Here is a 23,350-nt window from a genome sequence, read left to right as displayed (position 1 = left end):
AATTTTTAGCGAGCACTGAGCCGCTCAATTTCCTCCGCCACCGCCGCCGCCCCCTTGGCCGGCTCTTGGCAAGTAAATCCCTCGCAGACGTATAGCGTTGGCTCACCCGCAGCAGACGCCTTGCCGGCAGTAAGAGCCGCGAGCAGCGGCGACTGGTCGGCTGCCTTCGCGTTGGCGCACGCGAGGACTTTGTTCGGGATGAACTGCCGCCGCAGCTCCTTCACCGACTTGGCGACGAGTTCGAACCCTGTGTCGCCCGCCAGCACCATTTCGAACGTCGGGCCAAGTTGGAAGTCGAGCGCGAGCAGCATTTGCCCCATCGCGGCGGGGGCCTGCTGCATCAGGCCGGCGGCTGCGGTGAGCGTTCCTTCCGCGGCGGCGATGTATTTTGACTCACCGGTGAGTTTCCCTAGCCGGGCCAATGCAAACGCGGCCATGCCGCTGGCGCTGGGAACGCTCGCGTCGGTAGCGTCTTTGTTGCGGGCTATCAGCTGTTCGTGATCATCAGCGGTATAGAAGAATCCGCCCGCCTGCGGATCGGCGAAGTGCGCCAGCACGATGTCGAGCAACCGCGCCGCTTCGGCCAGTCGCGCTGCGTCGAACGTCGCCTCGTAGAGCGAGATGAGTCCGTTCGCCAAGCACGCATAGTCGTCGAGGTAAGCGTCGAGCTTCGCGACGCCGTTGCGGTAGGTGTGGAGCAACCGACCGTCGGATCGCTGCAGCTTCGTGTGAACAAAGTCGGCCGCCTTCGCCGCCGCGGCGGCGTAGCGGGGTTCGTCAAGCGCTGCCGCTGCGCGAGCGAGAGCGTCAATCATGAGCCCGTTCCAGGCGACGATCACTTTGTCGTCCTTGCCGGGATGAACGCGTTTTTCCCGAGCGGCGAACAGCTTGGCCCGCGAAGCTGCGAGTTCCGCCGCGAGTTCCGCCTCGTCGCGGCGCATAATCGCGGCTGACTGAGCGAGCGTCTTCGGCAAGTTGAGAATGTTCGAGTCTTCGAAGTTACCCGCATCGGTGACGTCGTAAATGCGGCCGAACGTCGAACCGGCGTCGTCGCCCAACACTTCATCGATTTCGTCGGCCGTCCAAACGTAGAACTTTCCTTCGTGGCCTTCGCTGTCGGCGTCCTCGGCGCTGTAGAAACCTCCCTCGGCGCCGGTCATGTCGCGAAGGACGTAGCCGATCGTCTCGTGCGCGATGCGAGCGTAGTCGACATGCCCGGTGGCCTGATACGCCTCAACGTAGACGCTCGTCAGCAGGGCGTTGTCGTAGAGCATCTTCTCAAAGTGCGGCACGAGCCAGCGTGCATCGACTGAGTACCGTGCGAAGCCGCCGCCGAGCTGATCGTAGATGCCGCCCGCGGCCATGCGGTCGAGCGTGGTGCGCACCATCTCCAGCGACGAGGCGTGCCCCGTGCGATGCCAGAAGCGGAGCAGCAGTTGCAGATCCATCGGGTGCGGAAACTTCGGCGCTCCCCCGAAACCGCCCCAGCGAGAGTCGAACGTGCTCGTCAGCTGGCCAACGGCGGCGTCAATGAAGTCGCGCGACAACTCGCCCGGCGCCGTCGCTTGCCCGGCGCGACTCAGTTCGCCGGTGAGTTGGTTGGCCATTTGCTCGACTTCGCCGCGACGCATGAGCCAGGCGTCGTACACGGCGCGCAGCACGTCGTCGAAACCCGGCATGCCGCCGCGTGCCGAAGGCGGGAAATACGTGCCGCAGTAGAAGGGCTTCAACTCGGGCGTGAGGAAGACCGACATCGGCCAACCGCCGCGACCGGTCATCATCTGCGTCGCGTTCATGTAGATCTGATCGAGATCGGGCCGCTCTTCGCGATCGACTTTGATCGCGACGAACCGATCGTTGATCATCGCCGCGATTTGCTTGTCCTCGAAGCTCTCATGCTCCATCACATGGCACCAATGGCAAGCGGAGTAACCAATCGAAAGAAAGATCGGCCGCTGCTCGTTGCGAGCGCGCTCAAGCGCCTCGGGTCCCCATGGATGCCAATCGACGGGGTTGTCCTTATGCTGGAGCAGGTAGGGCGACGATTCGTTGGCGAGCTTGTTTGGCATGTTCAGATAATGACGAATGACGAAATCCGAATGACGAATGCCGCGAGCATTCGTAACATTACTTTGGCGGGGTTGAGCGACGAATCTTCGAGAAGATCAAATTTAGTTCGTGGGCTTCTTGCCATAGCGGCTTCGCCGCTTCTCGCTTTGACGCATCCGCACGCACTAACATACGTACCCAGTACTTGGTCTCGCGAGATTCTTTCCGGCACAACCCAATCTTGTGGCGGAAGTCTTTCTTACTTTCAGCGTCATCGGCCTCGCAGTAGTTGGCGCCAATACTCGTCGCGGCGCGAACGAACTGAGACAGCAGCGGCGACACCACCGGGCTACGCGAGAAAGTCAGCGCGAAATCAATCGCTTGCTCCGCGAACTGCGCCGTTCGCTCTTCCAAGTCATAAACTCGCCCAGGACTCGACGCCTCGCAATCCCCATTCGTCATTCGGATTTCGTCATTCGTCATTTCCGCAGCCCTCCGATTGAATACTCTCCTGCCACTCCAGCTTCATGTCAAAAAAAAACGCCCCGGAAAGCTTGAGGCCTTCCGGGGCGTTCGTCAATTTTAAGTCAATTCACTAATTAATTAGTGAGGCGTGACCGCATCGGCGCGGGGACCCTTCGGGCCACGGCCTTCGGTGTAGCTGACCGACTGACCCTCTTGGAGGGTGTCGAACTGGCCATTTTCAACCGCGGAGTGGTGGAAGAAGAGCTCGCCCTTCTCGCCTTGGATGAAGCCAAAGCCCTTGTCCGCAATCAACTTCTTGATCGTGCCTTCTGCCATAGTCGCAGAAACTCCCTAAACGAAACGAAAGAACTAACAAACGGGCCGCGCCCTCGTCTCCGCCAAACCCTGGCAGCTACGCGCGACAATCCCACAGTAAAGGAGCACCCAAGTCTTCCGCGATTGAAGAGAAGCGTCCGCGGCAGTCGCCAGAGAGCGATCTGAGAGGAAGAATCTAACACACAACACGGGGGGTTTGACTCGATACGACCCCAAGTCGCTAATTGTAGACGGCGACGCAGGAAAAGTATAGACAAATTGCCGTGAGGAATCGCAGTCGCTGCCAGCGATCTCCAGCCTCCTATCGTTCAAAAAGCAGCCTTTTTTCGGGGAAAAGGCGCTCCCGCGCCAATTTCGTTGCGAGCGACGATGGTCGAATCTACGATCTACTAGGGCGACGGGCGAACGCCTGATCTAACGCCTGTGCCGGTTGCGCCGACGGTGGGCGGTTCTCTTCTTTTTCGCAAAGGTTCGAAGATGCCCACGATCTCTGAAATGAGATTCATCCGACTGTTGGTTGCCGGCGTTGCAGTCGCAGCAGCGCCGGCTGCGTTCGCCTACCCGATCGGCTCGCAGTTCGCGATCAACTCGTCCACGTCGAACTTAAAGCTCAAAGCCACGGCGTTCGGTTTCAGCGACGACGACACGAAGAGCCTTACCGGTTCGCTGAACGTGACGCTCGATTTTGGAGCCAACGGGTTCGGCACGCCGGCCAAAGTGACAGTGAACAGCGGCACGATCACCCCGAGCGGCAATTATACGCTAACGCTCGGCTTTCCACCGATCCTCGGGATCAAGGCGGTCGCGAGCGGACTGGCCGCCCAGGTGTCGACGCCGACGCCGCCCGGCACGATGACGCGCACTGCAAGCCCCGGCGTCGTCTACAGCATCGACACGTCGCAGTTCTTGGTCACGATGAACCAAGGCTCCGTCGTCGTGACGGGCAGTACGAACCAGACGATCGACCTCGCCGCGGAACCGGTCGCGGGGACTTCGCCGCCAGGAACATTGGGGGCGCTCACTCTCACTACCGGCGCGACCAGCGGATACTTCACGCGAATCAACGCCGCATTGTCGCTGCCGTTCGACGTCACCGAAATCGCCGACCTCGACGGCACCGAGGTCGAGATGAAGGTCACCGGAACGGTAAACGCAACCTCGTCGTTCTACCTCGCGCTCGCCGGCATTCCGGGCGACTTCCAACTTGACGGCGACGTCGACGCCACGGATCTCGCCCTATGGAAAACCGGCTTCGGCCGCGAAACGGGCGCAACGCCAAATCATGGCGATGCGAACGGCGACGGCCGCGTCGACGGAGCCGACTTTTTGATCTGGCAACGCAACTTCGGAGTTCAACCGCCAGCGGTCGCTACGAGTGCTGTCGCCGCAGTACCGGAACCAGCAGCGATTGGCTCATGTGCTGCTGCGTTAGGCGCCGTGGCGGCAACGCGACGCCAGCGCAAGCAGATCGCTTGAGCTGAAAAAAATTTGGCCTGATCGCTTACGTGACCAGGCCGAATTTCGTTGAACGATCAAGCGAACGGGTTATTCGATCAGCCCGCCATGCGGTCGATGCGATTCACCGACAACTGCGAGGCCGCTTCCTCTTCAACGTGCCGGTACTGCATCAGGTAGGCGTCTTCCGGCGAATCTTCGTAGTAGGCCCGCAGCACGGTCACGGCGCGGAAGCCGGCTACCTTGAAGAAGAGCTGAGCCGGCAGATTCGTCTCGCGAACTTCCAGCGTGATGCGAACGCGGCGTTGGCTCGAAAGCTTGCCGAGCAGTTTCTCGATCATCTGCCGACCGACGCCGCGGCGACGGAACTCGGGAGCCACGGCGAAGTTCAGGATGTGCAATCGCGTCTTGTGGAGTTCATAGATCATGAACCCGACGACGCGCTCGCCGCATTCGGCGACCATGCCGATGCAATTGCGCTGACGCAAGCAACGGATAAAGTCTTCTTCGAACCAGGGGAACTCGAAGCTGTGACGTTCGATGTCGAGCACTTCGGCCATGTCGCGGCGGATCATCCACCGAATGTGAACACGGACTTGCTGCTGAGGATCGGCGCTCATCGAGGCCTCCTTCCATGTCGGCCGGGCGTTCATCGGGCGCTCCGCGGGCTATCTGACTGCTCATCGCCCGCGCGGCGACAAGGTCGAGTTGTGTTAACGGCAGGCCAACGGCATCCATGCGATCGGCGCTGATCGAGTGCTTCGCTGTCGCCTGCTAGCAGTCGAGAGAGTTGAACATTGCTGTTCGTCTCGACAGACACGGCTGGCGTCCATCGCTCCTTTGAGCGAGTCGAAAAAGTACCAAAAGGCTCCGAGAGTGCCAAGCGCGAAACTTCGCCCAGATATGGGGGTTGCGGGCGCGTCTGTTCCACATGACTGCAAACGCTGCGGCTCTCGACGGCGACGTCGCAGCGCCGATTTTACGGGCTGGCGCGGTCAGACCCAACCCGCCAATTGAGGGGCGGCTGCCGATTGCCGCCGAGATCGCGGCATGGCGGGAATTTGTGGGGTATTCTTCCAAAGCCGCCTCTGCCGACGCCCCAGCTTGCCTCGCTTGCAGAGATCCTCACCGGAACCGCCGCTGGCGTTCCACCCTCCGACCCGCCCCGCCTCCCATGCCAGACACAACGATGAATGCCGAGCGTACGACGCTCGCTGCCCCCGCCCGCGACGCTGGCTACCTGCAGCGGATGGAGGCGAACCTCGCGATCGCCGAACAGACGCTCAACGTCGCGTACGAACTAGAGCGGGCCCCGGCAATTGAACCCGTTCAGCGCACGAAGCTCGCCGTGTCGGTGGTGATTCCCGTCTACAACGAACGCGACACCGTCGTGGAACTTGTGCGCCGCGTGCAGGCGGTCGGCATTCACCAGGAGATCATCCTGGTCGACGACTTTAGCATGGACGGCACGCGGCAGATCCTCGTCGAGCTAGCCCGCGAAGCCGACGTGCGGATCTTGTTCCACGGCTACAACCGCGGCAAAGGCGCCGCGTTGCGCACCGGCTTCCAGCAAGCGAGCGGCGACGTGGTGCTCGTGCAGGACGCCGATCTCGAATACAACCCGAACGACTTGCCGCGACTGCTGGCGCCGATCGAGCGGGGCGATGCCGACGTGGTCTACGGCTCGCGGTTCCTGGAGAATGCAACGCAGGACAAGTCGCGCACGCACCGCTTCGGCAACTGGATGCTGACGCAGGCTTCGAACCTCGCTACCGGCCAGCGGCTCACTGACATGGAAACCTGCTACAAGGTCTTCCGCCGCGAAGTGCTCGACCAACTCGATCTGGAGCAGAACCGCTTCGGCTTCGAGCCAGAGATCACCGCGAAGATTTCGCAGCTTGGCTATCGCATCATGGAAGTGCCGATCAGCTACGATCCGCGAAGCTTCGACGAAGGGAAGAAGATCGGCCTGGGCGACGCGGTGAGCGCGATGTGGTGCATCGCGAAATACGGCGGGCGGTGGTAATGGGCGTAGGCACCAGCAGCAGTGAACGCCTTAGCCCACTCTCAATCACGTTCGACCTGAAGCCAAACGACCTGAGCCTAAAGAAGAAAACGGGGAACCCATTTGGGAATCGCCGCAGAGCGAAGTGGCAATTGATCTGTACATTTGAGACTAACCTTTGGCGGAGGATCCGTCTGCAATCCAATCCCCAATAAGTCGCTCCAGCGAGGCTGCTCTGTATCAATAATAAGGTGCGCCCATGCCTGCTGGTAGGCACGACTGATCGCATCGATGAGCGGAAGCCTCTCAACATCTGCGCGAATACTCGCCAAACGATTTGCCTTTTCACCAACACTTGCTTCCGTAAATCGCAAGCGGATGGATGGCGGAAGATTGTCGGCAGCCAATCTCGCTGCATTCTGGATATACGGCACGGTGGTCGCCATTAGCATCCAATTTACCGTGCCATCAATATAGGGAGGCTTTTGACGCCAGGCGTCTCCCACGCCTCTCATTGCGGCAAGTGAAACCATTTCAGCAAATATTTCCAACAAAACGTTGGAGCGCGCGGGGCCGAACTTAATGTGACCAAGCTCATGGGCCACTTGGTAAGCAAACTGCTGAAATCTTGTTCCGGTAGAACTAATCCGAACGCGATAAACTGAGCCAAAAAAATCCTCATCGGCCCAGAAAGCGAGCGGCGAGACACCATGAATGAGATGAATGGGGCGATCACCAAATGGCGGATCTCCTGGCACTAAAGCGTCCACGACACTTGCAATGCTATCTGCAACTGCAATTCGCTTCGATTCATCAACACCGTCTGCAAAACCTCTAGCAGCTACAATCCGCATCGAATGCCCTCCCAATAAACGCGAACTCGGGCGTTGAGCATCTACTCTTCCTGCTTCATGAACTTCGCGTTCGCCGTCGTATCAGGCGGGCCAAAATCGTAGACGCGATATTGCTTCGAGATTTTCGCGCCGCCCTTTTTCAGCGTCTTAAACGACAAGTCGTTGCTCTCGAGCACCCAAGAGAACTCGGCTTCTTGAATGCCCCAAGCAAGGGCGTCGGGGACAAGTCGCGACACCAGCGCGATGCCGACGCCCCAGCTTTGGAACTCCGGCAATACGTTCGTGCTGATGAGCCGCACCCGCTTGAGTTCTTTCTTGTTGCGGAGCAACTTCAGGAAGCCGAACGGGAAGAGCTTCCCGTCGATCGCCTTGATGCGCGGATTGAAATCGAGCAGCCCGAACATGGTGCCGATTGGTTTGCCGTCGACTTCAGCGACCGTCGTTAGTTCGGGGACGATCATCTGCTTCATCCCGGCCGCCTGCTTTTTCACCTCGCCCGCGGACATCGGCACGAAGCCCCACGTGGAGACGAGCGAGCGGTTGTAGATCTCGAGGAACGTCGCGATCTCCTCATTAAATCGCTTGACGTTCATCGGCCGGCAAACGAGCCCGAAGCGATCGATCACGATCTGGCTCAGATCGTTCACCTTCTGTGAAACTTCCTTCAGCATACCGACATGCCCCCAAAAGGCGTACATGTCTTGCGCCTTGCGGAAGCCAAAGCCCTCGATCAGCCGGCCGTAGTACGGCTTGTTGTAGGTCATCATGAACCACGGCGGATCGTCGAATCCTTCGATCAACAACCCGACCTCGTAGTTCAGCGAAGGGTTGGCCGGACCGCGGACCGCTTCGATCCCTTCGCTGGCGAACCAATCGAGAGCCGCATCGAACAGCTTGTTGGCGACCTCTTGATCGTCGATCGACTCAAAGAAACCGAAGAAGCCCCGCTTCTCGTCGTACTGCCGGTTGTGCGCGTGGTTGATGATCGCCGCGAGCCGGCCGACTGGCTTCCCGTCGATGCGAGCCAAGAAGTGGCGGATTTCAGCGTCGTCGTAAAACGGATGCCGCTTGAAGTTGAGCAGTTCCTTCTGCACCAGCCGGATTGGCGGAATCCAATTCGGGTCGCCCCGATAAAGGTCCCACGGCAGGTCGAAGAATTGCTTCCGCTCACCCCGAGAGGCGACGCGAATGACTTCCAATTGAGCCATGGCAGATGAGCCGATAATCGATGAATAAACGCGGGTGCGGCAGGAAGCGTGGCCCGTCACTGTAGACGCCGCGAGGCGGGGCGGTCAAGTTTGCCCAGGCGGCCAGGTCGCCGTAAAACAGGGCAATTCGGGCCCGACGACTGGCTGAAGCATCGTCACGCCGCCGGCTCTAACATCGGCCGTTCCTTTGATATATTGCCGCCTCTCTCGCCGACGCTGGGGAAGCTTATTCAAATGTCACGCTGCCTAATCACCGGAGCGAGCGGGTTCGTCGGCTCGAATCTCGCTCAGCGACTAATTCGCGACGGCTGGGAAGTCCGCTGCCTGCTGCGCCCCACTTCACGGGTTGAGTTCCTCGGCAACCTGCCGTTTGAGCGGTTCGAGGGAGGCCTCAGCGACGCCGATAGCCTCCGCCGAGCGGTGCGGGGGGTCGATTACGTCTTCCACGTCGCGGGACGCACGGCAGCGTTCAAGCCCAGCCAATATTTCGAAGACAACGTCGAGGGAACGCGCCGGTTGGCCGAAGCGTGCGCGGCACAACCGACGCCGCCGGGCCTACTCATGGTCAGCTCGCTCGCTGCGGGCGGAACAGGGACGATGAAGGCCCCTCGCACCGAGGCGGAGCCCGAACGGCCCGTTTCGAATTACGGCCGCAGCAAGCTCGCCGCCGAGCAAATGCTGGCGACCTACGCCGACCGGTTGGCCGTCTCGATCGTCCGACCGCCGATGGTGTTTGGTCGCGCCGATCGCGCTGGCCTACACCTTTACCGGACGCTGCGGAAGCTGCCGCTCCATTTGTCGCCTGGCGTGCGCCGGTTTCCTGTGTCGCTCATCTACGCGGCCGATCTGTGCGATGCAATCATCCGGATTGCCGCTCGCGGGGAACGCCTCCCAACGCTCGCAAATGGGCAGCCAAACGCCTCACAAGGAAAGTATTACGTCGCCGCCGAGCGCGACGTGACCTACGGCGAAATGGGACGGCTTGCCGCCCGCGCTGCCGACTTGCGCGTCGCGACAATTCCGATGCCCACCCCGATTTTCTGGGTAGCGGGCGCCATCGGCGAGACTGTCGGCCGCGTGCGCGGCCGCGCCGCCCTGATTAACTTCGACAAAGTTCGCGAAGCAACCGCTCGCGGCTGGGTTTGCTCCGACGAAAAGATTCGCACGACGCTCGGTTATCGACCAGCCGCAACGCTGGAAGAGCAATTCGCGGACACGGTGGCGTGGTACCGCGAACATAAGTGGCTGTAGGCGTCGTAGTGGCTGAAATTCGATTTACCCGCGAATCACGCGAATTGACGCGAATTTAGAAGCGATCGCATCCGCTAAACTTGCTTGGCGGATGGCGCTAGGCGGGTTACGCTCCTCTAAGACAACAGTGGGCTGCCACTGCCCCATGAAAATCATTCGCGCAGATTCGCGTGATTCGCGGGCTCGCATCTTTCCCTCTATCGAATCCCGCAACGCACCATGGCTCCGAACCTCAACTTCACGCAGTCGCAGTTCGACGTCGCTTCGCTTGGGCAATGCAACGTCGAGTCGCCGCTGCAACTATCGACGGTTCCTGGCGACGGGCGATGCGATTTTACGTTCGACGACGCGCGGATCCTGTACGAACCCCGCTTCCGCACCGGCGAAGCAATCTGCCCTCTATCGCTGGAACACGCTGGGCCGCGACAGAAGATTTTTTTCGATCCCGCAAAAGTAAAGGCGGCGATCGTCACCTGCGGCGGACTGTCGCCGGGGATCAACAACGTCGTCCGCACCGTCGTCCTCGAGCTGATTCACAACTACGGCGTGCCGCAAGTCGTCGGCATTCGCTTTGGCTACGAAGGGCTCAACCCCGCCGTCGGCCGGCCGCCGATGAGCCTGACGCCCGAAGTCGTCGAGAACATCCACCACCACGGCGGAACGATTCTCGGCACCTCGCGTGGCCCGCAAGAAGCTAATACCACCGTCGACTTCCTGGTGAGCCAAGGAATCAACATCCTGTTTTGCATTGGCGGCGACGGCACCCAGCGAGGTTCGCACGCCATCGCGGTGGAAGTCGCCCGCCGCGGTTTGAAAATCGCCGTCGTCGGCATCCCGAAGACGATCGATAACGACATCGAGTTCTGTTACACCACCTTCGGCTTCGCCACCGCGGTGGCCGAGGCAGAGGTGGCGATCGACCGCGCCCACGTCGAGGCTAAGTCGGTCGACAACGGCGTCGGCCTCGTGAAGCTGATGGGACGCGAAGCCGGGTTCATCACCGCCACGGCCGTGCTCGCCAGCGGCGAAGCAAACTTCTGCCTCGTGCCGGAACTGCCGCTGGAACTCCACGGTCCGCATGGCTTCTTGGCGAAGCTAAAGCGGCGGCTTCAGGCCCGCTCGCACGCGGTTGTCGTCGTCGCCGAAGGGGCAGGGCAACATCTGCTCAAAGAAATCGCAGGCGCCGACGCCTCCGGCAATCGTCGCCTGGCAGATATCGGCTACTTCCTGAAGGAGCAGATCGAGTCGTACCTCAAGGCCGAGGGAGTGCCGACCTCAGTGAAGTATTTCGACCCCAGCTACCTTATCCGCAGCTTGCCGGCCGAGGCGGTTGATTCGTTGCTCTGCGAGCGTTTCGCGCGGGCCGCGGTCCATGCGGCAATGTCGGGCCGCACCGACCTGCTGATTGGCCTGTGGCACAATCACCTGATCCACGTCCCGCTGACGACTTCCACAGGCCTGAAAAAGCGACTCGATCCAGAAAGCGAACTCTGGACAAGCGTTCTGTCGCTGACAGGCCAGGAGAAGTGGTAGCCGTGTTTCTAGCCCCGGGCTCCGCCCGGGGGTGAGCTTCCATTCCGATGAGCATTGTCGCGCGTGACGCAACCCCCGGGCGGAGCCCGGGGCTAGGAACGCGAGAAGGCGTTGCGATGCGTTCTAGAACGTATCGAAAGGATTGTCGTCTTCCGCCGCATCGCCTGCGGGCGCATCAGCAGGCTCAGCCGGCTCTTCGCTGAAGGGACTGGCATCCTCTTCGGCCGCTGGTGCCACCGCCGGGGGTTGCGTGGCGGGCGCTGCCGCGTCGGCTGCAGGCGTCTCGTCGCCGACAGGCTTGTCGGAAGCTGCAGGCGGAGCGACTGGCTGGCGATACATGATCGGCTCGTTGACGCCGATCTCGTGCAGACACTGCACTAGGCCGTGATCGTTCACCAGGAAAATCCGATCGCTCTGGTCGTTCACCAGCGTCTCTTGGCCTTCGGCCACCGGCAGGCGGCAAACGGGCCGGCCCGTCGCTGATTCAAGAATCAACAGGTTGCCCATGCGATCAGACGCGTACACCCGCTCTTTGCCGCGAGCGGCAAAATGGCTAATTCCCGGGGCCACCCATTTCCCTTGCCCAGTCTGCGAATCGAGAGCGTGCAGCGCTGGCTCGAACGACGCGACGAACGCCATATCGCCCACGACGGCGGGCGAACTCGTGATCGCATACCCAGTCGAGTAGCGCCACGCCTCCTGACCGTTCATTTCGTTGAGGCAGTACAGATAGCCGTCGGTCGATGCAATGTACAAGTAGGGAGACTGCTGAGCCGGCGAGGTGACGATGTCGTCATCGGTCTGCATCCGCCACATCACGCCCGGATCATCGGCGTGACCGACGTACAAGAACCCCGTGGCAGTCGGCCAGCTCACGACATTGCCGGTGACCGTCGGCCGCAGAAAGGTACGCCCCTTCGACTGGTAATACCACGGCTCAGCTACCGGATCTTTGAGGTTGTAGCCCTCAATACGCCCCGTCATGAGCGCGACATAGGCTGTCGTGTTACTGAGCGCCGGTCCCGACGCCGGGGCGCTCCCAAGTTCGCGAATCCACTTCACCCGACCGGTGTGACGATCGAGCATGTACAACCGGCCGCCGCTGACGACGCTGATGAAGTCGCTATTCGCGCCTGGCCCAAAGGCGGCGTGCCCAGGATTTCCCACCTGACGAGCCCATAGCTGCTCGCCCGTCTCGGCATTGAGCGCCGTGATGATGCCCGAATCAGTAACCCCGTACAAACGATCGAAGTAGAGGTACCAGGTGGTGACGCGGCTTCGATTGGCGTCGACCGGAATCTGCGCAAACCAAGCCCGCTCCAGCCCCTTGCTGGCGGCCAACTCGCGCGTGACGAGTTGCCCTTCGCCCTGCGCGACGGCAGACGACGACCACGCCGCCATCCAGACTAGCGAAAGGGCAAACCCTCGGCGAACGGCGGTGCTATTCCAAAGCGTCGGCATCATCCTGGCAGTCTCGTCGTACGAAAGGGGCGCAAGTGGCGAAGATCGGTCGTCGAAATATCACGCGGGTCTCAGCTGCCTAGTGTAATCAGCTAAAATCGACGGGACAAAGACTTCTCGGCCCTGTTCAGCCGCCGTACCACGCTCACGCAATGTTCATATTCATGGAATCGCGCAGTCGACCTCGCTCTCCGCCGAATCCACGGGACCAGACAGGGGCCGAAGCACGTTTCATGCCTAGACCAGCCCGCAGCCCGTCCCTTACGATACAGGTCGGCCCGAAGGAACTGGCCAAATTTAGGCGGTTTGGCACCTACCCCCAACCCGCGCCCTTTTCAGCCAACTGATTGCGGGCCGGCTCGGAACCCGGCACACACCCCCATTGCGAACGCCCCCAACCGGGCGGCCGTTCCCTCCACCCCTGAACGAAGCCATCGTGAGCTCTCCGCCGCCAAGCCCCGACGCCGCTGCCACGGCACTGCTCGACGAGGCGGTCGGCTATCTCAACTTCTCGGCGGGGACGAGCGATCCGAAGTTTTTGGCCAATCTGAACGGCCTGTTCCGCGCCATCGAAAGCCAAGCCCCCCCCGAGGACGTCCTGCCCACCCTCGGCCGCTGGCTACTCGGGGCCGTCGACCGACTCCAGAAAAGTAGCGGCGCCTTCGCCGATTCGAAGCAAGCCCGCGCGGTGATCGCGCTCGCCACCGACAAGCTCCCGAAGGCCTACTGCGAATTTCACCGCGACCTGCTGCACCACCAGCACCCGTGGGAACTCTACCGCCCGTTCTTCATCGGCCGGGCATGCGAGGCGATTCTCGCCCAAGGGGGCCCCTGGAACGAAACCGAACGAATCATCGACGCGGCGATCGCTCAGCTCAACGATTACGTCGGCTACCGCCCCACCGCGGTGCTGGAATCGGGCGCCCGCAGCGATCCCTACCCCCATGAATTCGTTCGCCCCGTACCGCTGTTCGTCCGCGGAGCGGGCGTCGCCACCGGCCGCTACGAGGCGATTGTCTCTCGCGCCCTTGAGATCCTCCGCAACGCTGATCCCGAGATCCTCTCGCGGGCGTGGTTCGATCTCGATCGGCTCGAAGAGGTCGCCCTCGACCCGCGGGCATACGATTTCGATCACCCGGTTAATCGCCGCCCCAACTACCACTTCGGCCAGTGGGACACGCACCACATTTCGAACGCGGGTTACTACTCGCGGTTCGTGCTGCAGCAGGTGACGCTCGACGCGCTGCTTACGCGCTGCGATCCGCGCCACTGCCCGGCGGGGATCGACCCGAACGACCGCATCGACGAAGCAGCCGCGGTGCTGGCGGGGACGATCTTGATGGCCTCGGGCACCAGCGGCGACTCGCCCAACCGGCACGATTCGTCGGTGACGCTCTCGACGCTGCTGCCGGTGATCGCCTCGTACCGCGACGACTTCTATCGCCAGTTGCTGGAGAGCGCCGCCGGTCCGCATGGCGATCGGCTTCGTGATGAAGCGGTACGCACCCGCCAACCGTTCGGCGGCGCGCGACAACACCTCAACCACGAACTGGCCCGCCGCCGTGCGATCCAACTGCAGCGAGTTCACCTGGCGCTGCTGTTCGCCCGTATGGGCCGTACGGAGGCCGCGCTCAAACAGGCCGACTCCGTCCGCGTCGCCTCGGCGCGAATGCTCACGGCGATTTACTGCCGGCTCACCTCGGGGCACGACGCACTCGATCGCGACGAACTTGAGCCGGTCGTGGAAGATCTGGAACAGGTCGAAGCGCTCCTCCATCGCGCCATTGAGTGCGGCGCCCTGGTCGACCCGTGGAACATCGTCGGCTTTGCCGCCAACTTCAGCCTGTTCCCCGCAATGGAGAACACGGTCCACGACTGGCGCGTCGACGAACTGATCGAACTCGTCGAGCAGATTCTCGATCTCGCCGCCCGCGCCTGGAGCGAAGCCGCCGCCGTCGACAACACGACGCTGGAAACTCGCTTCTCGACCGTCCTCACGCGGCTCGCAATGTGGTGGGATCAGTTCGCTTCCTCCACGATCGAAGGCGTGAAGCGGCTCGTGGCGAAGGAAATTGAAGTCTCGGCGAACCTCGTGTCGGGCGCCCTCAACGCCTGGCATAAGGCCGGCGCCGCGGCCGGCGACATCGCCTTCTGGCGGCTGTTCGTCGACCAGTTCGATTCTTCGAAGGCGTTCCAGCTCGTCATCGAAGCGCTTCTCGACCACGGCGACGTCGTCGCGGCGCGGGCGCTGATGATGCAGTGGGTCAACCAGCGCGATCGCACGCCGCTGGAAGATGGCGACATCTCGTTCCACCCGCTTGCGTTCCAGTGGCTTGCCACCGTCGAATCGCAGCAACACGCCGGCGACGGCGACCACTGGCCGCAGATCGCCGCGTTCTTCGGCTACCTCGAAGCCAACGCCGAGGAATACTGGCAAGCGCCCACGCTGCAAATCGGCGGCGGGGGCGTCGGCTCCGCGTTGCTCGACGACGACATCCCCTTCGGCGATCCCGCCGACGACGATGACTTCGACGACGATGCCGACTACGAATACGAATTCGACGATGAAGGCGAATTCGACGAAGCGATCGAAGGCGAAGAAGATGACGACGACGAAGAGCGCGACATCTTCGACGCCGCTTATGACGACGTCACCTTCCGCGACACGACCGACGATGGCATCGAAGGCGACATCGTCGACGACGGCGTCGAGCCCCTCTGCACCGAGTGGGAATACGAAGCCGATCGCCTTGAGCAACGGCTCAGCTTCCTCAACACGGTCGCCCGTCTCTGGAAGCACGCGGCGATCACCTGGGGCGGCGACGCTCAGCGGCCGGAACGCGCGGAGATTCTCGAACAGTGGCTCAACCAGGCGGGCAACAATTACCGCCAACTGCTCGAACTTCTCGAAGCCGTTCACCGCTACCGCTTTCGCCAACCGAGCGGCTCGCACGAATCGCTCGTCGAATTCGACCGCCTGCGGACGATCAAAGACGCCCTCATTCAGAAAATCGTTGGCACCTGCGTCGAAACCGCCACAGCTGCGCGGCTATTGATGACGACGCGCAACGACGCCCGCGACGCCGAACGGTTCGGCGATCCGATCGACGCGGTGTCGGTCTCGCTGTTGCGAGCCGTGCTGGCCGGCGACCCCGACCAGGTTCGCGCCGTTTGGGACGACTTCCTCAAAGCACTCACGCCGCGGCAGTTGCTGTACGTCCCCCATTCACGCGGCGGCATCCCGAAGCAGGTCGTCGTCACTCGCTCGATCCAACGACTGCTGCACGACCTCCTCGGTTGGTTGCCGCGGCTTGGCTTGATCCGCGAGACATGCCAGCTGCTCCAACTCGCCCAGGAACTCGAAAGCACCAACCCCGTGGGACAGGGGGCCGTCACCGAATTCGACAGCCTGTTCGAAGTCGGCTACCAGTCGATCGTCCGTGCGATTGTCGAGTCGGCGAGCGATTGGGAAGAGCCGAGCGAGGAAGAGACCGATCGCGACGCCGATCACATCCTCGTCGACGTGCTGCAACAGCTCACGGAGCGACAACTCGACCACTGGCTCACCCACAGCAAAACGCTGCGGCTGAGCATCGTCGAAAAACTCGCCGTCCCGGCCGACTACTGGCCGCGGTTCGTGACCTTTGTTCAGCGCTACGGCGCCGACCTGTTCACGCAAAAGTTCCTCAGCCTCGGCAACCTCCGCGGGATTCTCCATCAGGGAGTCGCCGATTGGCTGATCTCGCTGAGCGTCGACGAAGACGCGATGGAAAATATCAAGCTCCTCAGCGAGATCGACGAACAGTGGGATCGCGACGACGTCGTTGAGTTGCTGTCGATCGCCATCGAAGCGGTCGTCGAGAACTACCGCGCCTACCGCGACTACAACACGACGACGACGCAGAGCGACCACGGCGAATTGCTCTACATGTTCATCGACTTCCTGCGCCAGCGGGCCGCTTACGACCGTATCGCGTGGAATCTGAAGCCCGTCGTTTGGGCCCACGAGATTCTCGTGCGGCAGGGGCAAGAATCTGCCGCCGAGATTTGGCGCCAAGCGTTCGCCGAACGGACGAGCGAGGCGGCCGACCTCCATATCGCGCGGCTCAACGCCCTCGCGAACGAGTATGGCATGCAGCTGCCGACGATCGCCGACCGCCTGAGCGAACGCTTCATCCGCCCGCTGGTGATCGACGGACTACGGGCGATGGTCGAACCGGCAATGGATGGCGACGAAGCCGAGCGGCAGGAAGCATTCACCGCGTTAGAAAGCGAGATCGCCGAACTAGTCAGCGAACCGCACGGCGCCGGGCTCGACGTCCCCGATTGGCTCTCGGCCCTGGAAGACGAAGTGACCGAGGCGCGGTCGAAGCTAACCCACGTCTCGTCCTCCGACCGCCTGTCGCGGCGGATCGGGCAGGTGCGGCTCTCTTGGGACGAAATCTTGTCACAACTGAACGACTAACCTTACGCCCAGCCGCTGCTCTAAGTTCAAGCGCAGCGAACGTATCGGCTAAGAACCCGTCGTCGTCCAACTCAGCGCATCGTGCGCCGCTTCGATCATCGCCGCATCGATCGTATCGCGACCTTCCGCCGCCGCGCCGAGCAGGGCGTGGTCAGCCAGCCGGTTGATCTTCCGCGGCACGCCGTCCGAGAGGGCGTGTAAGGCGCCAAGCGCCTCATCGTCGAAGATCGGCTGCTCCGCTCCCGCGGCCAGCAGGGCGTGCTGGATATAGCCGACCATCTCGGGTTCGCTCCATGGCTCCAGCTCGACCCGCAGGTCGAGGGCGTCGAGCAACTCGTCGCCCATCCGTCGGGCGCCGGTCTGCGTCGCGGCGAGCACCACGGTCAACCAGGGGGTCGTCCCGCTGGCGAGGCTCAGCAACCGCAGCAGTTGCAGGCGGACGTCGGCGCCAGCCTGATCGGCGTCGTCGAGTAGTAGCGCCGTCGCAGCGCCGGCGCCCCAGCCCACGGCCGAGCCGTGGTCGGTGATCCGGCGGAATAATTGCACCACGTCATCGCTCGACTTCGGGCCCAGTGCGAGCTGAGCCGCAGCTTGCCACAGAAACTCTCGCGGCGAGAGCCCGGCCAGGCTCATCATCGCGGTCTGAAGCCCTTCGTACCGGCGAGTCTCGGCGAATTGCCGCAGCAGCGCCGTCTTTCCGACGCCCCGCCCAGCGAGGAGCAAAGCATGCCGCCGTTGTTCGGCGACGTAGCGCAGCCGAGCGATCGCCTCGGTTTGGCCTTCGCCTTCGAAGAACGGCAGGCCCTCGCCGCCCGCGAATGGCGAGCGTTCGAGGCCCCAATGGGCGTGGTACATGGCGAGTCTCTTGAGCGACGGCTCGACGGCAGACAGAATGCTGCCTGTTCCATCGGCGCCAGCGACGGCGGAACTTGCGTCGGTGCGCCACTCCGCCGCACCGTTTGTGCTAGCACCCCCTCGAATCAGAACCTCGCCATGGCCCGCCGCTGCTATTCCGACGCTCCCATCACGGGCGACCAGGCGACCCTCGACGGCAACGAAGCCCATCACTTGCTCCATGTGCTGCGGGCGACGCCGGGGATGGCGGTGACGCTGTTCGATGGCTCGGGGCAGGAGTTCGACGCCGAAGTGGTCGCGTGCAAGCGGTCGACGGTGGAGCTGGCGATTCTGGAAAGCCGGCTCGTCGATCGCGAACTGCCGCAGCCGCTGGTGCTTGGCGTCGCGCTGCCGAAGGGTGACCGCCAGCGATGGATCGTCGAAAAATCGGTCGAGCTCGGCGTCACGCGGATCGTGCCCCTCGTCACGGAACGGAGCGAGAAGCAGGGGGGCGATAAGCTCGGCCGGTACGTGATCGAGGCGAGTAAGCAGTGCGGGCGGAATCGGCTGATGGAGATTGCCGAGCCGATGCGGTGGAGCGACTGGCTGACTGCAAGCGATCTCCTAGACGAGGGAACTCCCACCCACCGCCGCTGGGTCGCTCATCCGACCGGCGTTCGTCCGACGGCGGCGGAGTTTGCTCAGCAGTTGCCGACGCTCCTGGCCATCGGCCCCGAAGGGGGGCTCAGCGATGGCGAGGTCGAAGCAGCCACGGCAGCAGGTTGGAAGGCAGTTGGCTTAGGCGAACGGATCCTGCGGATCGAGACCGCGGCGCTCGGACTCGCGGCGTGCCTGACAATCCCGCAGCCTTAACGCAGGCGCGGCTCTCAAAGCCAGCGTCCTACGCAATCACTTTTCACGGTTTGGGAGTTTTAAGGCCCGGGAAGAATCTTTCCTGGGCAAACGCCGCCCGCTGCGGTGTCTCCTCTGCAGAACCACGTCCCATCGGCCCGGAATCGCCATGCCGAGCGTCGACGCCACGCTAATCGCCGAGATGCTCGACCGGCACGCCGCCGCGCTCGCCCTCTACGCGCGGCAGTGGACCGCCGCGGCCGACGACTGCGTGCAGGAAGCCCTCGTGGAACTCGCCCGGCAGCCGACGGCGCCCGACAACCCCGCGGCGTGGCTCTACCGCGTCGTGCGGAACCGCGCCCTCAACGCGATGCGATCCGAACGCCGCCGCACCGCACACGAACACTCGGCCGCCGAAGTGCGAGCGGCTCGACCAACGCCGACCACCGACCCCGCCGACGCCGCCGGGCTCAACGATGCGCTGGCGACGCTCGAACCCACCGCCCGCGAGATCGTCGTCCTGCGCGTTTGGGGCGGGCTCGCATGGCAGGAGATCGCCGAGCTGGTCGGCGGATCGAAAAGCAGCGCTCAACGAACCTATACGCAGGCACTCGAACAGCTCCGCAATCACTGGGAGCCGCAATCTTGCTGAGATTAACCATGGCTGACGAGATGAGACTACCAGAGGAACTGGCGGCGTTCGAGGCGCTGCTCGCGGCGCGAGCGCTGCCGGTGAGCCGCTTGGATCGCGATCAGGTGCTGTACCGCGCCGGCTGGGCCGCGTGCGAGGCGCAGCATTGTTCCCCTCCCTTGCAGGGAGGGGGCAGGGGAGGGATTCCCGACCGCCGCCATATCGCAGCGTGGTCTTGCGCTAGCGCAGCGATGGCGGCCTCTCTTGCAGTGGCGGTGACACTGGGATGGCCGAGCGCTAAACAGAGTAAAGTCTCCGAACCAGAACGCGCCGGGGGCGAGACGCCCCGGCTCGCTGTGTATGAGGCTCCTGCGACGGCCGTCGCTCAAGATGCGAGCGATCGCAGCGTAACGACGCCGTCGCTGCTAAGCGAGCTTGATCGCTTCCTAGCCGCCGACGCTCGTAATGCACGGCCCACCCTTGCAGGCCCATGGTTCGCGCTCCGCCGCCTCGATCGACCGGCGTCTGCTTCTCACAATGACCAGATCGCCGTCGACGCCGAGCCGACGCCTGCCACGCCGAAAACAATCCGCAACCTGCAACAAGAACTCCTCCCCGCCGCCCCCGCTCCTCCCCGCGTCGTCTGGCCGTGGGAACGAACCCCTTCGGGAGATTCAATATGAACTCATCCAAACACTTCCTCATTACACAACGAGTGCTGTGGGCCGCAGTCGCAGCGTCCTGCTTCGCAAGTTCGCCGAGCATTAGCCATGGCGAACTCACGATGGTGCAAGACGCCGACGGCCAGCAAGGACTCACGGTCTTCAAGATGACCGTCACGCCCGCAGCAGAGCCGGTGCCGGCGCTCAAGCATCGACTGACGCTTCGCGAACGGGAGCTAAAGCCGGGTAACGCGGCAACGCATTATTCGCGGGCATTCCCCGAAGGAGGCGTCGAATCGATCTGGAAGCGTCTGGAGAAAGAGTACGGCGACGAGGAGGTCCATCGCTGGTACGACCAAACGCTGCCGCTGGAGAAGCTGCCGCTCGACAAGGCAAAGCAGGCCGCAACGAGTTTCCAAGACATCATCGACAACTTCGTCGCTCCGGGAAGCGAGCGACTCGACTGCGACTGGGGGCACGGCATCATCACCGAACTGCGAGGCCCGGACATCTACGGGTTTCGTCTGCCGGAAATTCAAGCGATGCGTGCGATCAGTCGCGGCCTGATGCTGGCGGCGCGAGTGGCCGTCGCCGACCACGACTATCCGCAAGTGATCAATCTGCTGCGGATGAACTATCGCCTCGGCGAGGACGTGGCGAAGTCACCCTTCATTGTCAGCGGATTGGTGGGGCTTGCCATCTGCGGCATGGGGAACGCCGAAGCGATCGAGTTGATCTCCGCGCCCGACTCGCCGAATCTCTACTGGGCCATCGCCGAGTTGCCGCGGCCGCTCGTTGACCTGCGGACGTCGATTCGCCATGAGCTGTCGTTCAACGTCGCCATCTTTCCGTTCATGGAGTCGCCCGAGACGGCGCAACATTCGCCCGAGCAATGGGCGCAACTGCTGGCCGATAGCTTCATTAGCTTGCAGCAACTCTCTGCCAACGGCTCGGCTCAACCCGATCCGCAGGCGGCTCGGCTGGCTGTGGCGGGGTGGGGGGTGCTCGCCTATCCAGCGGCGAAGCAGCGATTGTTGGATTCGGGAATGGAGGCCGCGGTCGTCGAGGCGATGCCGGTCGGCCAAGTGCTCGCGATCGACGCCGCGCGGGAGTTCCGCCGGATTGCCGACGTGATGGAGAAGTGGTGGTACGTCCCGGTGGCGCAGCTGAAGGGCGTGGCGATCGACTCCGAAGAGTTCAGGGGAGGCAGTTCCCTTGAGGGTAACTTCGCAAAAGCGGCCGCTCAGGTGATGCTCCCCGCATTGCGGTCGGTGCGGAGTGCGGAGGTGAAATTGGAGTGGCAACTCAACGCCCTACAAACGATCGAAGCGATTCGCATGCATGCCGCCCAGACGGGCAAGCTTCCCGCAGCTCTCGATGAGATCAAGGCCGTCCCGCTTCCCCTGAATCCGCTGACCGGCAAGCCGTACCAATATCGCCTCGACGGCGACACGGCGATTCTCGAGTTGCCGTCCAGCGACGGCATCTCAGGGTCGGCATGGCGATTCGAGATCAAGCTGGCCAAACCGTAGGTCGGGCTTTAAGCCCGACGGCAGCGCGAGATATTCAACCACCCTCGTCAGTAAAGACGGACCATCACATGCTCCGACACATTTCCATACTCGCTTTCCTCACTCTCAGCCTCGTGGCTGCTCCGCTCGCCGCCGCCCGCGCCGACGAGCATGTCGCCATCGCGCCCGATCTCACCGCCGACGTGGTCGGCGTCGGTGTGATCGAACTGCGACGCGTCGACGTCCCGGCGTTTGTGGCCGAGGCGATTAGCTTTGGCGTCATCCCGGAAACGGAGGCGCCAGCCGCCAAGCAAGGTGCAGCCGCGATCCAGGGAGTGTATGGACTGCTCGAAAAGTTCGGCGCCCGGCGTGCGTATGCCATACTGCGCGTGAGTGACGTTGCGGAGGGGGGAATGACTTGGATTGTCGAGATCGACCGCGGCGGCAACGCGGCGGAGGCGGCCAAGTTCCTCAACGAAATGCGGCAAGAATTGAATCCTCGCGGCGCCGGGTTGCCAAGGCATGAAGTGCGAGACTTCCTCTACCCGGGCGAGTTCGCGGTGATCAACGAAACAATCGTCGCGGCAGGTTCGCCCAAGCAGCTTGAACGCGTGCGAGAACTACATGCCAAGGCTGCCAGCGGTTCGCGATCTGACGTCCTCGCAGCCCTCGCGGGACTCGGCGACGCCGATGCGGGAATCGCGCTCGTCGGCGACGCTGATAGTCGGCGGGTGCTGCGCGAGATGTTTCCGCAACTGCCGGAGCCGTTTGCGGCGATCAACGGCAAGTTCTTGGCGAATGACGTGCGCTGGGCCGGGGCGGCAGTGAAGTTTCCGCCGAAGTTCCAGTGGTCGTTCGTCGCCGATGGCGCCACGCCCGAAGCGGCAGGCGTGTTGGAACAAGCGACCAAAAATGGCATGGCGCTCGCCGGCGTGACGCTGCTCAAGCAATCGATCGACGGCCCGCCGGCGCATCGAGAGCGAGCCAGCACGTTCCTGCCGCTGTTGGCGCTAGTGAAGCCGCGCGTCGAGGGAACGCAGCTGTCGATCTCCTTTGGCGACGATGAGCAGCAGCTCGCGTTCATGCGAGATTTCCTGCCCGCGATGACGCAAAAGTGGCGTAACGAGAGTTACCGAAATACGCGAATCAATCACTTCAAGCAGATTGGCCTCGGCTTGCTCAACTACGCGTCGGCACAGAAGGACGTCTTTCCTGCGGCCTCGAGCAGGGATGCCAATGGTCGCCCGCTCCTGAGTTGGCGCGTCCACGTCTTGCCCTATCTCGAAGGGGGACAGCTCTGGAAAGAGTTCAAACTCGACGAGCCTTGGGACAGCGAGCACAACCGCAAGCTGATTGAGCGGATGCCGGAAGTCTTTCGCGATCCCGACCCCGCCGTGCAAGCGGCGATTGGCGATCGCGGACGGACGACGTTCGTGGCGCCGATCATGGAAGGGGCGGTGTTCGCCGCGAAGGAAGGAATTTCGTGGAAGGACATTAAGGATGGAACGTCGAACACGGTCATGACGGTGGAGGTCGTGCCGGAACGGGCGGTCGTTTGGACGAAGCCGGATGACTGGGAAGTTGATCTGGCGAACGCGCTGGCGGGCGTGAAGCGGGATGACCGCGAGCAATTTGTCGCGGGATGGTGCGACGGCTCGGTGCGCTATTTGAGCAACGAGATCGATCCGGCGGTTTTGAAAAAACTGCTGACTTACGCGGGAGGCGAGGTCGTTGGCAATGACGAAATCAAGTGAGCGCTACTTCGTGTTGGAGGGTTG

General features: G+C 62.5%; 18 protein-coding genes. 10 read left to right on the top strand and 8 right to left on the bottom strand.

Annotated elements, in window-relative coordinates; genetic code table 11:
• Nucleotides 1-5 precede the first annotated feature (5 nt).
• The 3 genes from PLANPX_RS00705 to PLANPX_RS00695 form a co-directional block, all read right to left on the bottom strand.
• Nucleotides 6-2,069, bottom strand: a complete 2,064-nt coding sequence (locus PLANPX_RS00705) for a thioredoxin domain-containing protein (protein ID WP_152096871.1) — start codon at nucleotides 2,067-2,069, stop codon at nucleotides 6-8.
• A 58-nt stretch (nucleotides 2,070-2,127) separates the two neighbouring features.
• A complete protein-coding gene (locus PLANPX_RS00700) occupies nucleotides 2,128-2,463 on the bottom strand; it encodes a four helix bundle protein (RefSeq protein ID WP_198421828.1) in 336 nt (111 codons plus the stop codon).
• A gap of 189 nt (nucleotides 2,464-2,652) precedes the next feature.
• Complete coding sequence (locus PLANPX_RS00695; RefSeq protein ID WP_152096870.1) at nucleotides 2,653-2,850, bottom strand: cold-shock protein; 198 nt, start codon at nucleotides 2,848-2,850, stop codon at nucleotides 2,653-2,655.
• 495 nt (nucleotides 2,851-3,345) lie between these two features.
• On the opposite strand from PLANPX_RS00695, the gene PLANPX_RS00690 reads away from it, so the two are divergent.
• On the top strand, nucleotides 3,346-4,326 hold the full coding sequence (locus tag PLANPX_RS00690; RefSeq protein ID WP_152096869.1) for a dockerin type I domain-containing protein: 981 nt from the start codon (nucleotides 3,346-3,348) through the stop codon (nucleotides 4,324-4,326).
• Between the two features lie 77 nt (nucleotides 4,327-4,403).
• On the opposite strand, the gene rimI is transcribed toward PLANPX_RS00690, so the two are convergent.
• The gene (gene rimI / locus PLANPX_RS00685; RefSeq protein ID WP_152096868.1) at nucleotides 4,404-4,925 is read right to left on the bottom strand and encodes a ribosomal protein S18-alanine N-acetyltransferase; all 522 of its coding nucleotides are present in this window, start codon (nucleotides 4,923-4,925) and stop codon (nucleotides 4,404-4,406) included.
• Between the two features lie 569 nt (nucleotides 4,926-5,494).
• Between rimI and PLANPX_RS00680 the strand changes: the two genes are divergently transcribed.
• On the top strand, nucleotides 5,495-6,331 hold the full coding sequence (locus tag PLANPX_RS00680) for a glycosyltransferase family 2 protein (protein ID WP_232536269.1): 837 nt from the start codon (nucleotides 5,495-5,497) through the stop codon (nucleotides 6,329-6,331).
• 77 nt (nucleotides 6,332-6,408) lie between these two features.
• Here PLANPX_RS00680 and PLANPX_RS00675 read toward each other — a convergent pair whose 3' ends face one another.
• The gene (locus PLANPX_RS00675; protein WP_152096867.1) at nucleotides 6,409-7,164 is read right to left on the bottom strand and encodes a hypothetical protein; all 756 of its coding nucleotides are present in this window, start codon (nucleotides 7,162-7,164) and stop codon (nucleotides 6,409-6,411) included.
• Nucleotides 7,165-7,205: 41 nt separating this feature from the next.
• Complete coding sequence (locus tag PLANPX_RS00670; RefSeq protein ID WP_152096866.1) at nucleotides 7,206-8,372, bottom strand: N-acetyltransferase; 1,167 nt, start codon at nucleotides 8,370-8,372, stop codon at nucleotides 7,206-7,208.
• Nucleotides 8,373-8,606: 234 nt separating this feature from the next.
• Between PLANPX_RS00670 and PLANPX_RS00665 the strand changes: the two genes are divergently transcribed.
• The gene (locus tag PLANPX_RS00665) at nucleotides 8,607-9,623 is read left to right on the top strand and encodes an NAD-dependent epimerase/dehydratase family protein (protein WP_152096865.1); all 1,017 of its coding nucleotides are present in this window, start codon (nucleotides 8,607-8,609) and stop codon (nucleotides 9,621-9,623) included.
• Nucleotides 9,624-9,842: 219 nt separating this feature from the next.
• Complete coding sequence (locus PLANPX_RS00660; RefSeq protein WP_152096864.1) at nucleotides 9,843-11,156, top strand: ATP-dependent 6-phosphofructokinase; 1,314 nt, start codon at nucleotides 9,843-9,845, stop codon at nucleotides 11,154-11,156.
• Nucleotides 11,157-11,279: 123 nt separating this feature from the next.
• Here PLANPX_RS00660 and PLANPX_RS00655 read toward each other — a convergent pair whose 3' ends face one another.
• A complete protein-coding gene (locus tag PLANPX_RS00655) occupies nucleotides 11,280-12,620 on the bottom strand; it encodes a PQQ-binding-like beta-propeller repeat protein (RefSeq protein WP_152096863.1) in 1,341 nt (446 codons plus the stop codon).
• A gap of 433 nt (nucleotides 12,621-13,053) precedes the next feature.
• Here PLANPX_RS00655 and PLANPX_RS00650 point away from each other — a divergent pair, with 433 nt between their 5' ends.
• Nucleotides 13,054-17,082 carry a hypothetical protein gene (locus PLANPX_RS00650; RefSeq protein WP_152096862.1) on the top strand — a complete coding sequence of 1,343 codons (4,029 nt, stop codon included), beginning with the start codon at nucleotides 13,054-13,056 and terminating at the stop codon, nucleotides 17,080-17,082.
• A 48-nt stretch (nucleotides 17,083-17,130) separates the two neighbouring features.
• Here the strand turns inward: PLANPX_RS00650 and PLANPX_RS00645 are convergent, their stop codons facing one another.
• Nucleotides 17,131-17,937, bottom strand: a complete 807-nt coding sequence (locus tag PLANPX_RS00645) for an ExeA family protein (RefSeq protein WP_172991773.1) — start codon at nucleotides 17,935-17,937, stop codon at nucleotides 17,131-17,133.
• Between the two features lie 138 nt (nucleotides 17,938-18,075).
• Between PLANPX_RS00645 and PLANPX_RS00640 the strand changes: the two genes are divergently transcribed.
• From PLANPX_RS00640 to PLANPX_RS00620, 5 genes are all read left to right on the top strand, one after another.
• Complete coding sequence (locus PLANPX_RS00640; protein WP_152096860.1) at nucleotides 18,076-18,789, top strand: RsmE family RNA methyltransferase; 714 nt, start codon at nucleotides 18,076-18,078, stop codon at nucleotides 18,787-18,789.
• A gap of 148 nt (nucleotides 18,790-18,937) precedes the next feature.
• Nucleotides 18,938-19,420 carry an RNA polymerase sigma factor gene (locus PLANPX_RS00635; RefSeq protein WP_152096859.1) on the top strand — a complete coding sequence of 161 codons (483 nt, stop codon included), beginning with the start codon at nucleotides 18,938-18,940 and terminating at the stop codon, nucleotides 19,418-19,420.
• 20 nt (nucleotides 19,421-19,440) lie between these two features.
• Nucleotides 19,441-20,082: a hypothetical protein gene (locus PLANPX_RS00630; protein WP_172991772.1), complete on the top strand. Its 642-nt coding sequence runs from the start codon at nucleotides 19,441-19,443 to the stop codon at nucleotides 20,080-20,082.
• Nucleotides 20,079-21,593 (top strand): hypothetical protein, encoded by a 1,515-nt coding sequence (locus PLANPX_RS00625; protein WP_152096857.1) that lies wholly within the window; start codon nucleotides 20,079-20,081, stop codon nucleotides 21,591-21,593. The genes PLANPX_RS00630 and PLANPX_RS00625 overlap by 4 nt, the downstream gene beginning before the upstream one ends.
• 68 nt (nucleotides 21,594-21,661) lie before the next feature.
• On the top strand, nucleotides 21,662-23,326 hold the full coding sequence (locus PLANPX_RS00620; protein ID WP_172991771.1) for a DUF1559 domain-containing protein: 1,665 nt from the start codon (nucleotides 21,662-21,664) through the stop codon (nucleotides 23,324-23,326).
• Nucleotides 23,327-23,350 lie beyond the last annotated feature (24 nt).

Source organism: Lacipirellula parvula (assembly GCF_009177095.1).
GTDB lineage: Bacteria > Planctomycetota > Planctomycetia > Pirellulales > Lacipirellulaceae > Lacipirellula > Lacipirellula parvula.
This window is presented reverse-complemented; position numbering and strand designations above follow the sequence as displayed.

Coding starts and splice junctions, on each gene's coding strand:
- PLANPX_RS00690 (WP_152096869.1), top strand. CDS start 3,346: ATGAGATTCATCCGACTGTTGGTTGCCGGCGTTGCAGTCGCAGCAGCG.
- rimI (WP_152096868.1), bottom strand. CDS start 4,925: ATGAGCGCCGATCCTCAGCAGCAAGTCCGTGTTCACATTCGGTGGATG.
- PLANPX_RS00665 (WP_152096865.1), top strand. CDS start 8,607: ATGTCACGCTGCCTAATCACCGGAGCGAGCGGGTTCGTCGGCTCGAAT.
- PLANPX_RS00660 (WP_152096864.1), top strand. CDS start 9,843: ATGGCTCCGAACCTCAACTTCACGCAGTCGCAGTTCGACGTCGCTTCG.
- PLANPX_RS00625 (WP_152096857.1), top strand. CDS start 20,079: ATGAACTCATCCAAACACTTCCTCATTACACAACGAGTGCTGTGGGCC.
- PLANPX_RS00635 (WP_152096859.1), top strand. CDS start 18,938: ATGCCGAGCGTCGACGCCACGCTAATCGCCGAGATGCTCGACCGGCAC.
- PLANPX_RS00620 (WP_172991771.1), top strand. CDS start 21,662: ATGCTCCGACACATTTCCATACTCGCTTTCCTCACTCTCAGCCTCGTG.
- PLANPX_RS00630 (WP_172991772.1), top strand. CDS start 19,441: ATGAGACTACCAGAGGAACTGGCGGCGTTCGAGGCGCTGCTCGCGGCG.
- PLANPX_RS00680 (WP_232536269.1), top strand. CDS start 5,495: ATGAATGCCGAGCGTACGACGCTCGCTGCCCCCGCCCGCGACGCTGGC.
- PLANPX_RS00675 (WP_152096867.1), bottom strand. CDS start 7,164: ATGCGGATTGTAGCTGCTAGAGGTTTTGCAGACGGTGTTGATGAATCG.
- PLANPX_RS00640 (WP_152096860.1), top strand. CDS start 18,076: ATGGCCCGCCGCTGCTATTCCGACGCTCCCATCACGGGCGACCAGGCG.
- PLANPX_RS00645 (WP_172991773.1), bottom strand. CDS start 17,937: ATGTACCACGCCCATTGGGGCCTCGAACGCTCGCCATTCGCGGGCGGC.
- PLANPX_RS00705 (WP_152096871.1), bottom strand. CDS start 2,069: ATGCCAAACAAGCTCGCCAACGAATCGTCGCCCTACCTGCTCCAGCAT.
- PLANPX_RS00655 (WP_152096863.1), bottom strand. CDS start 12,620: ATGATGCCGACGCTTTGGAATAGCACCGCCGTTCGCCGAGGGTTTGCC.
- PLANPX_RS00695 (WP_152096870.1), bottom strand. CDS start 2,850: ATGGCAGAAGGCACGATCAAGAAGTTGATTGCGGACAAGGGCTTTGGC.
- PLANPX_RS00670 (WP_152096866.1), bottom strand. CDS start 8,372: ATGGCTCAATTGGAAGTCATTCGCGTCGCCTCTCGGGGTGAGCGGAAG.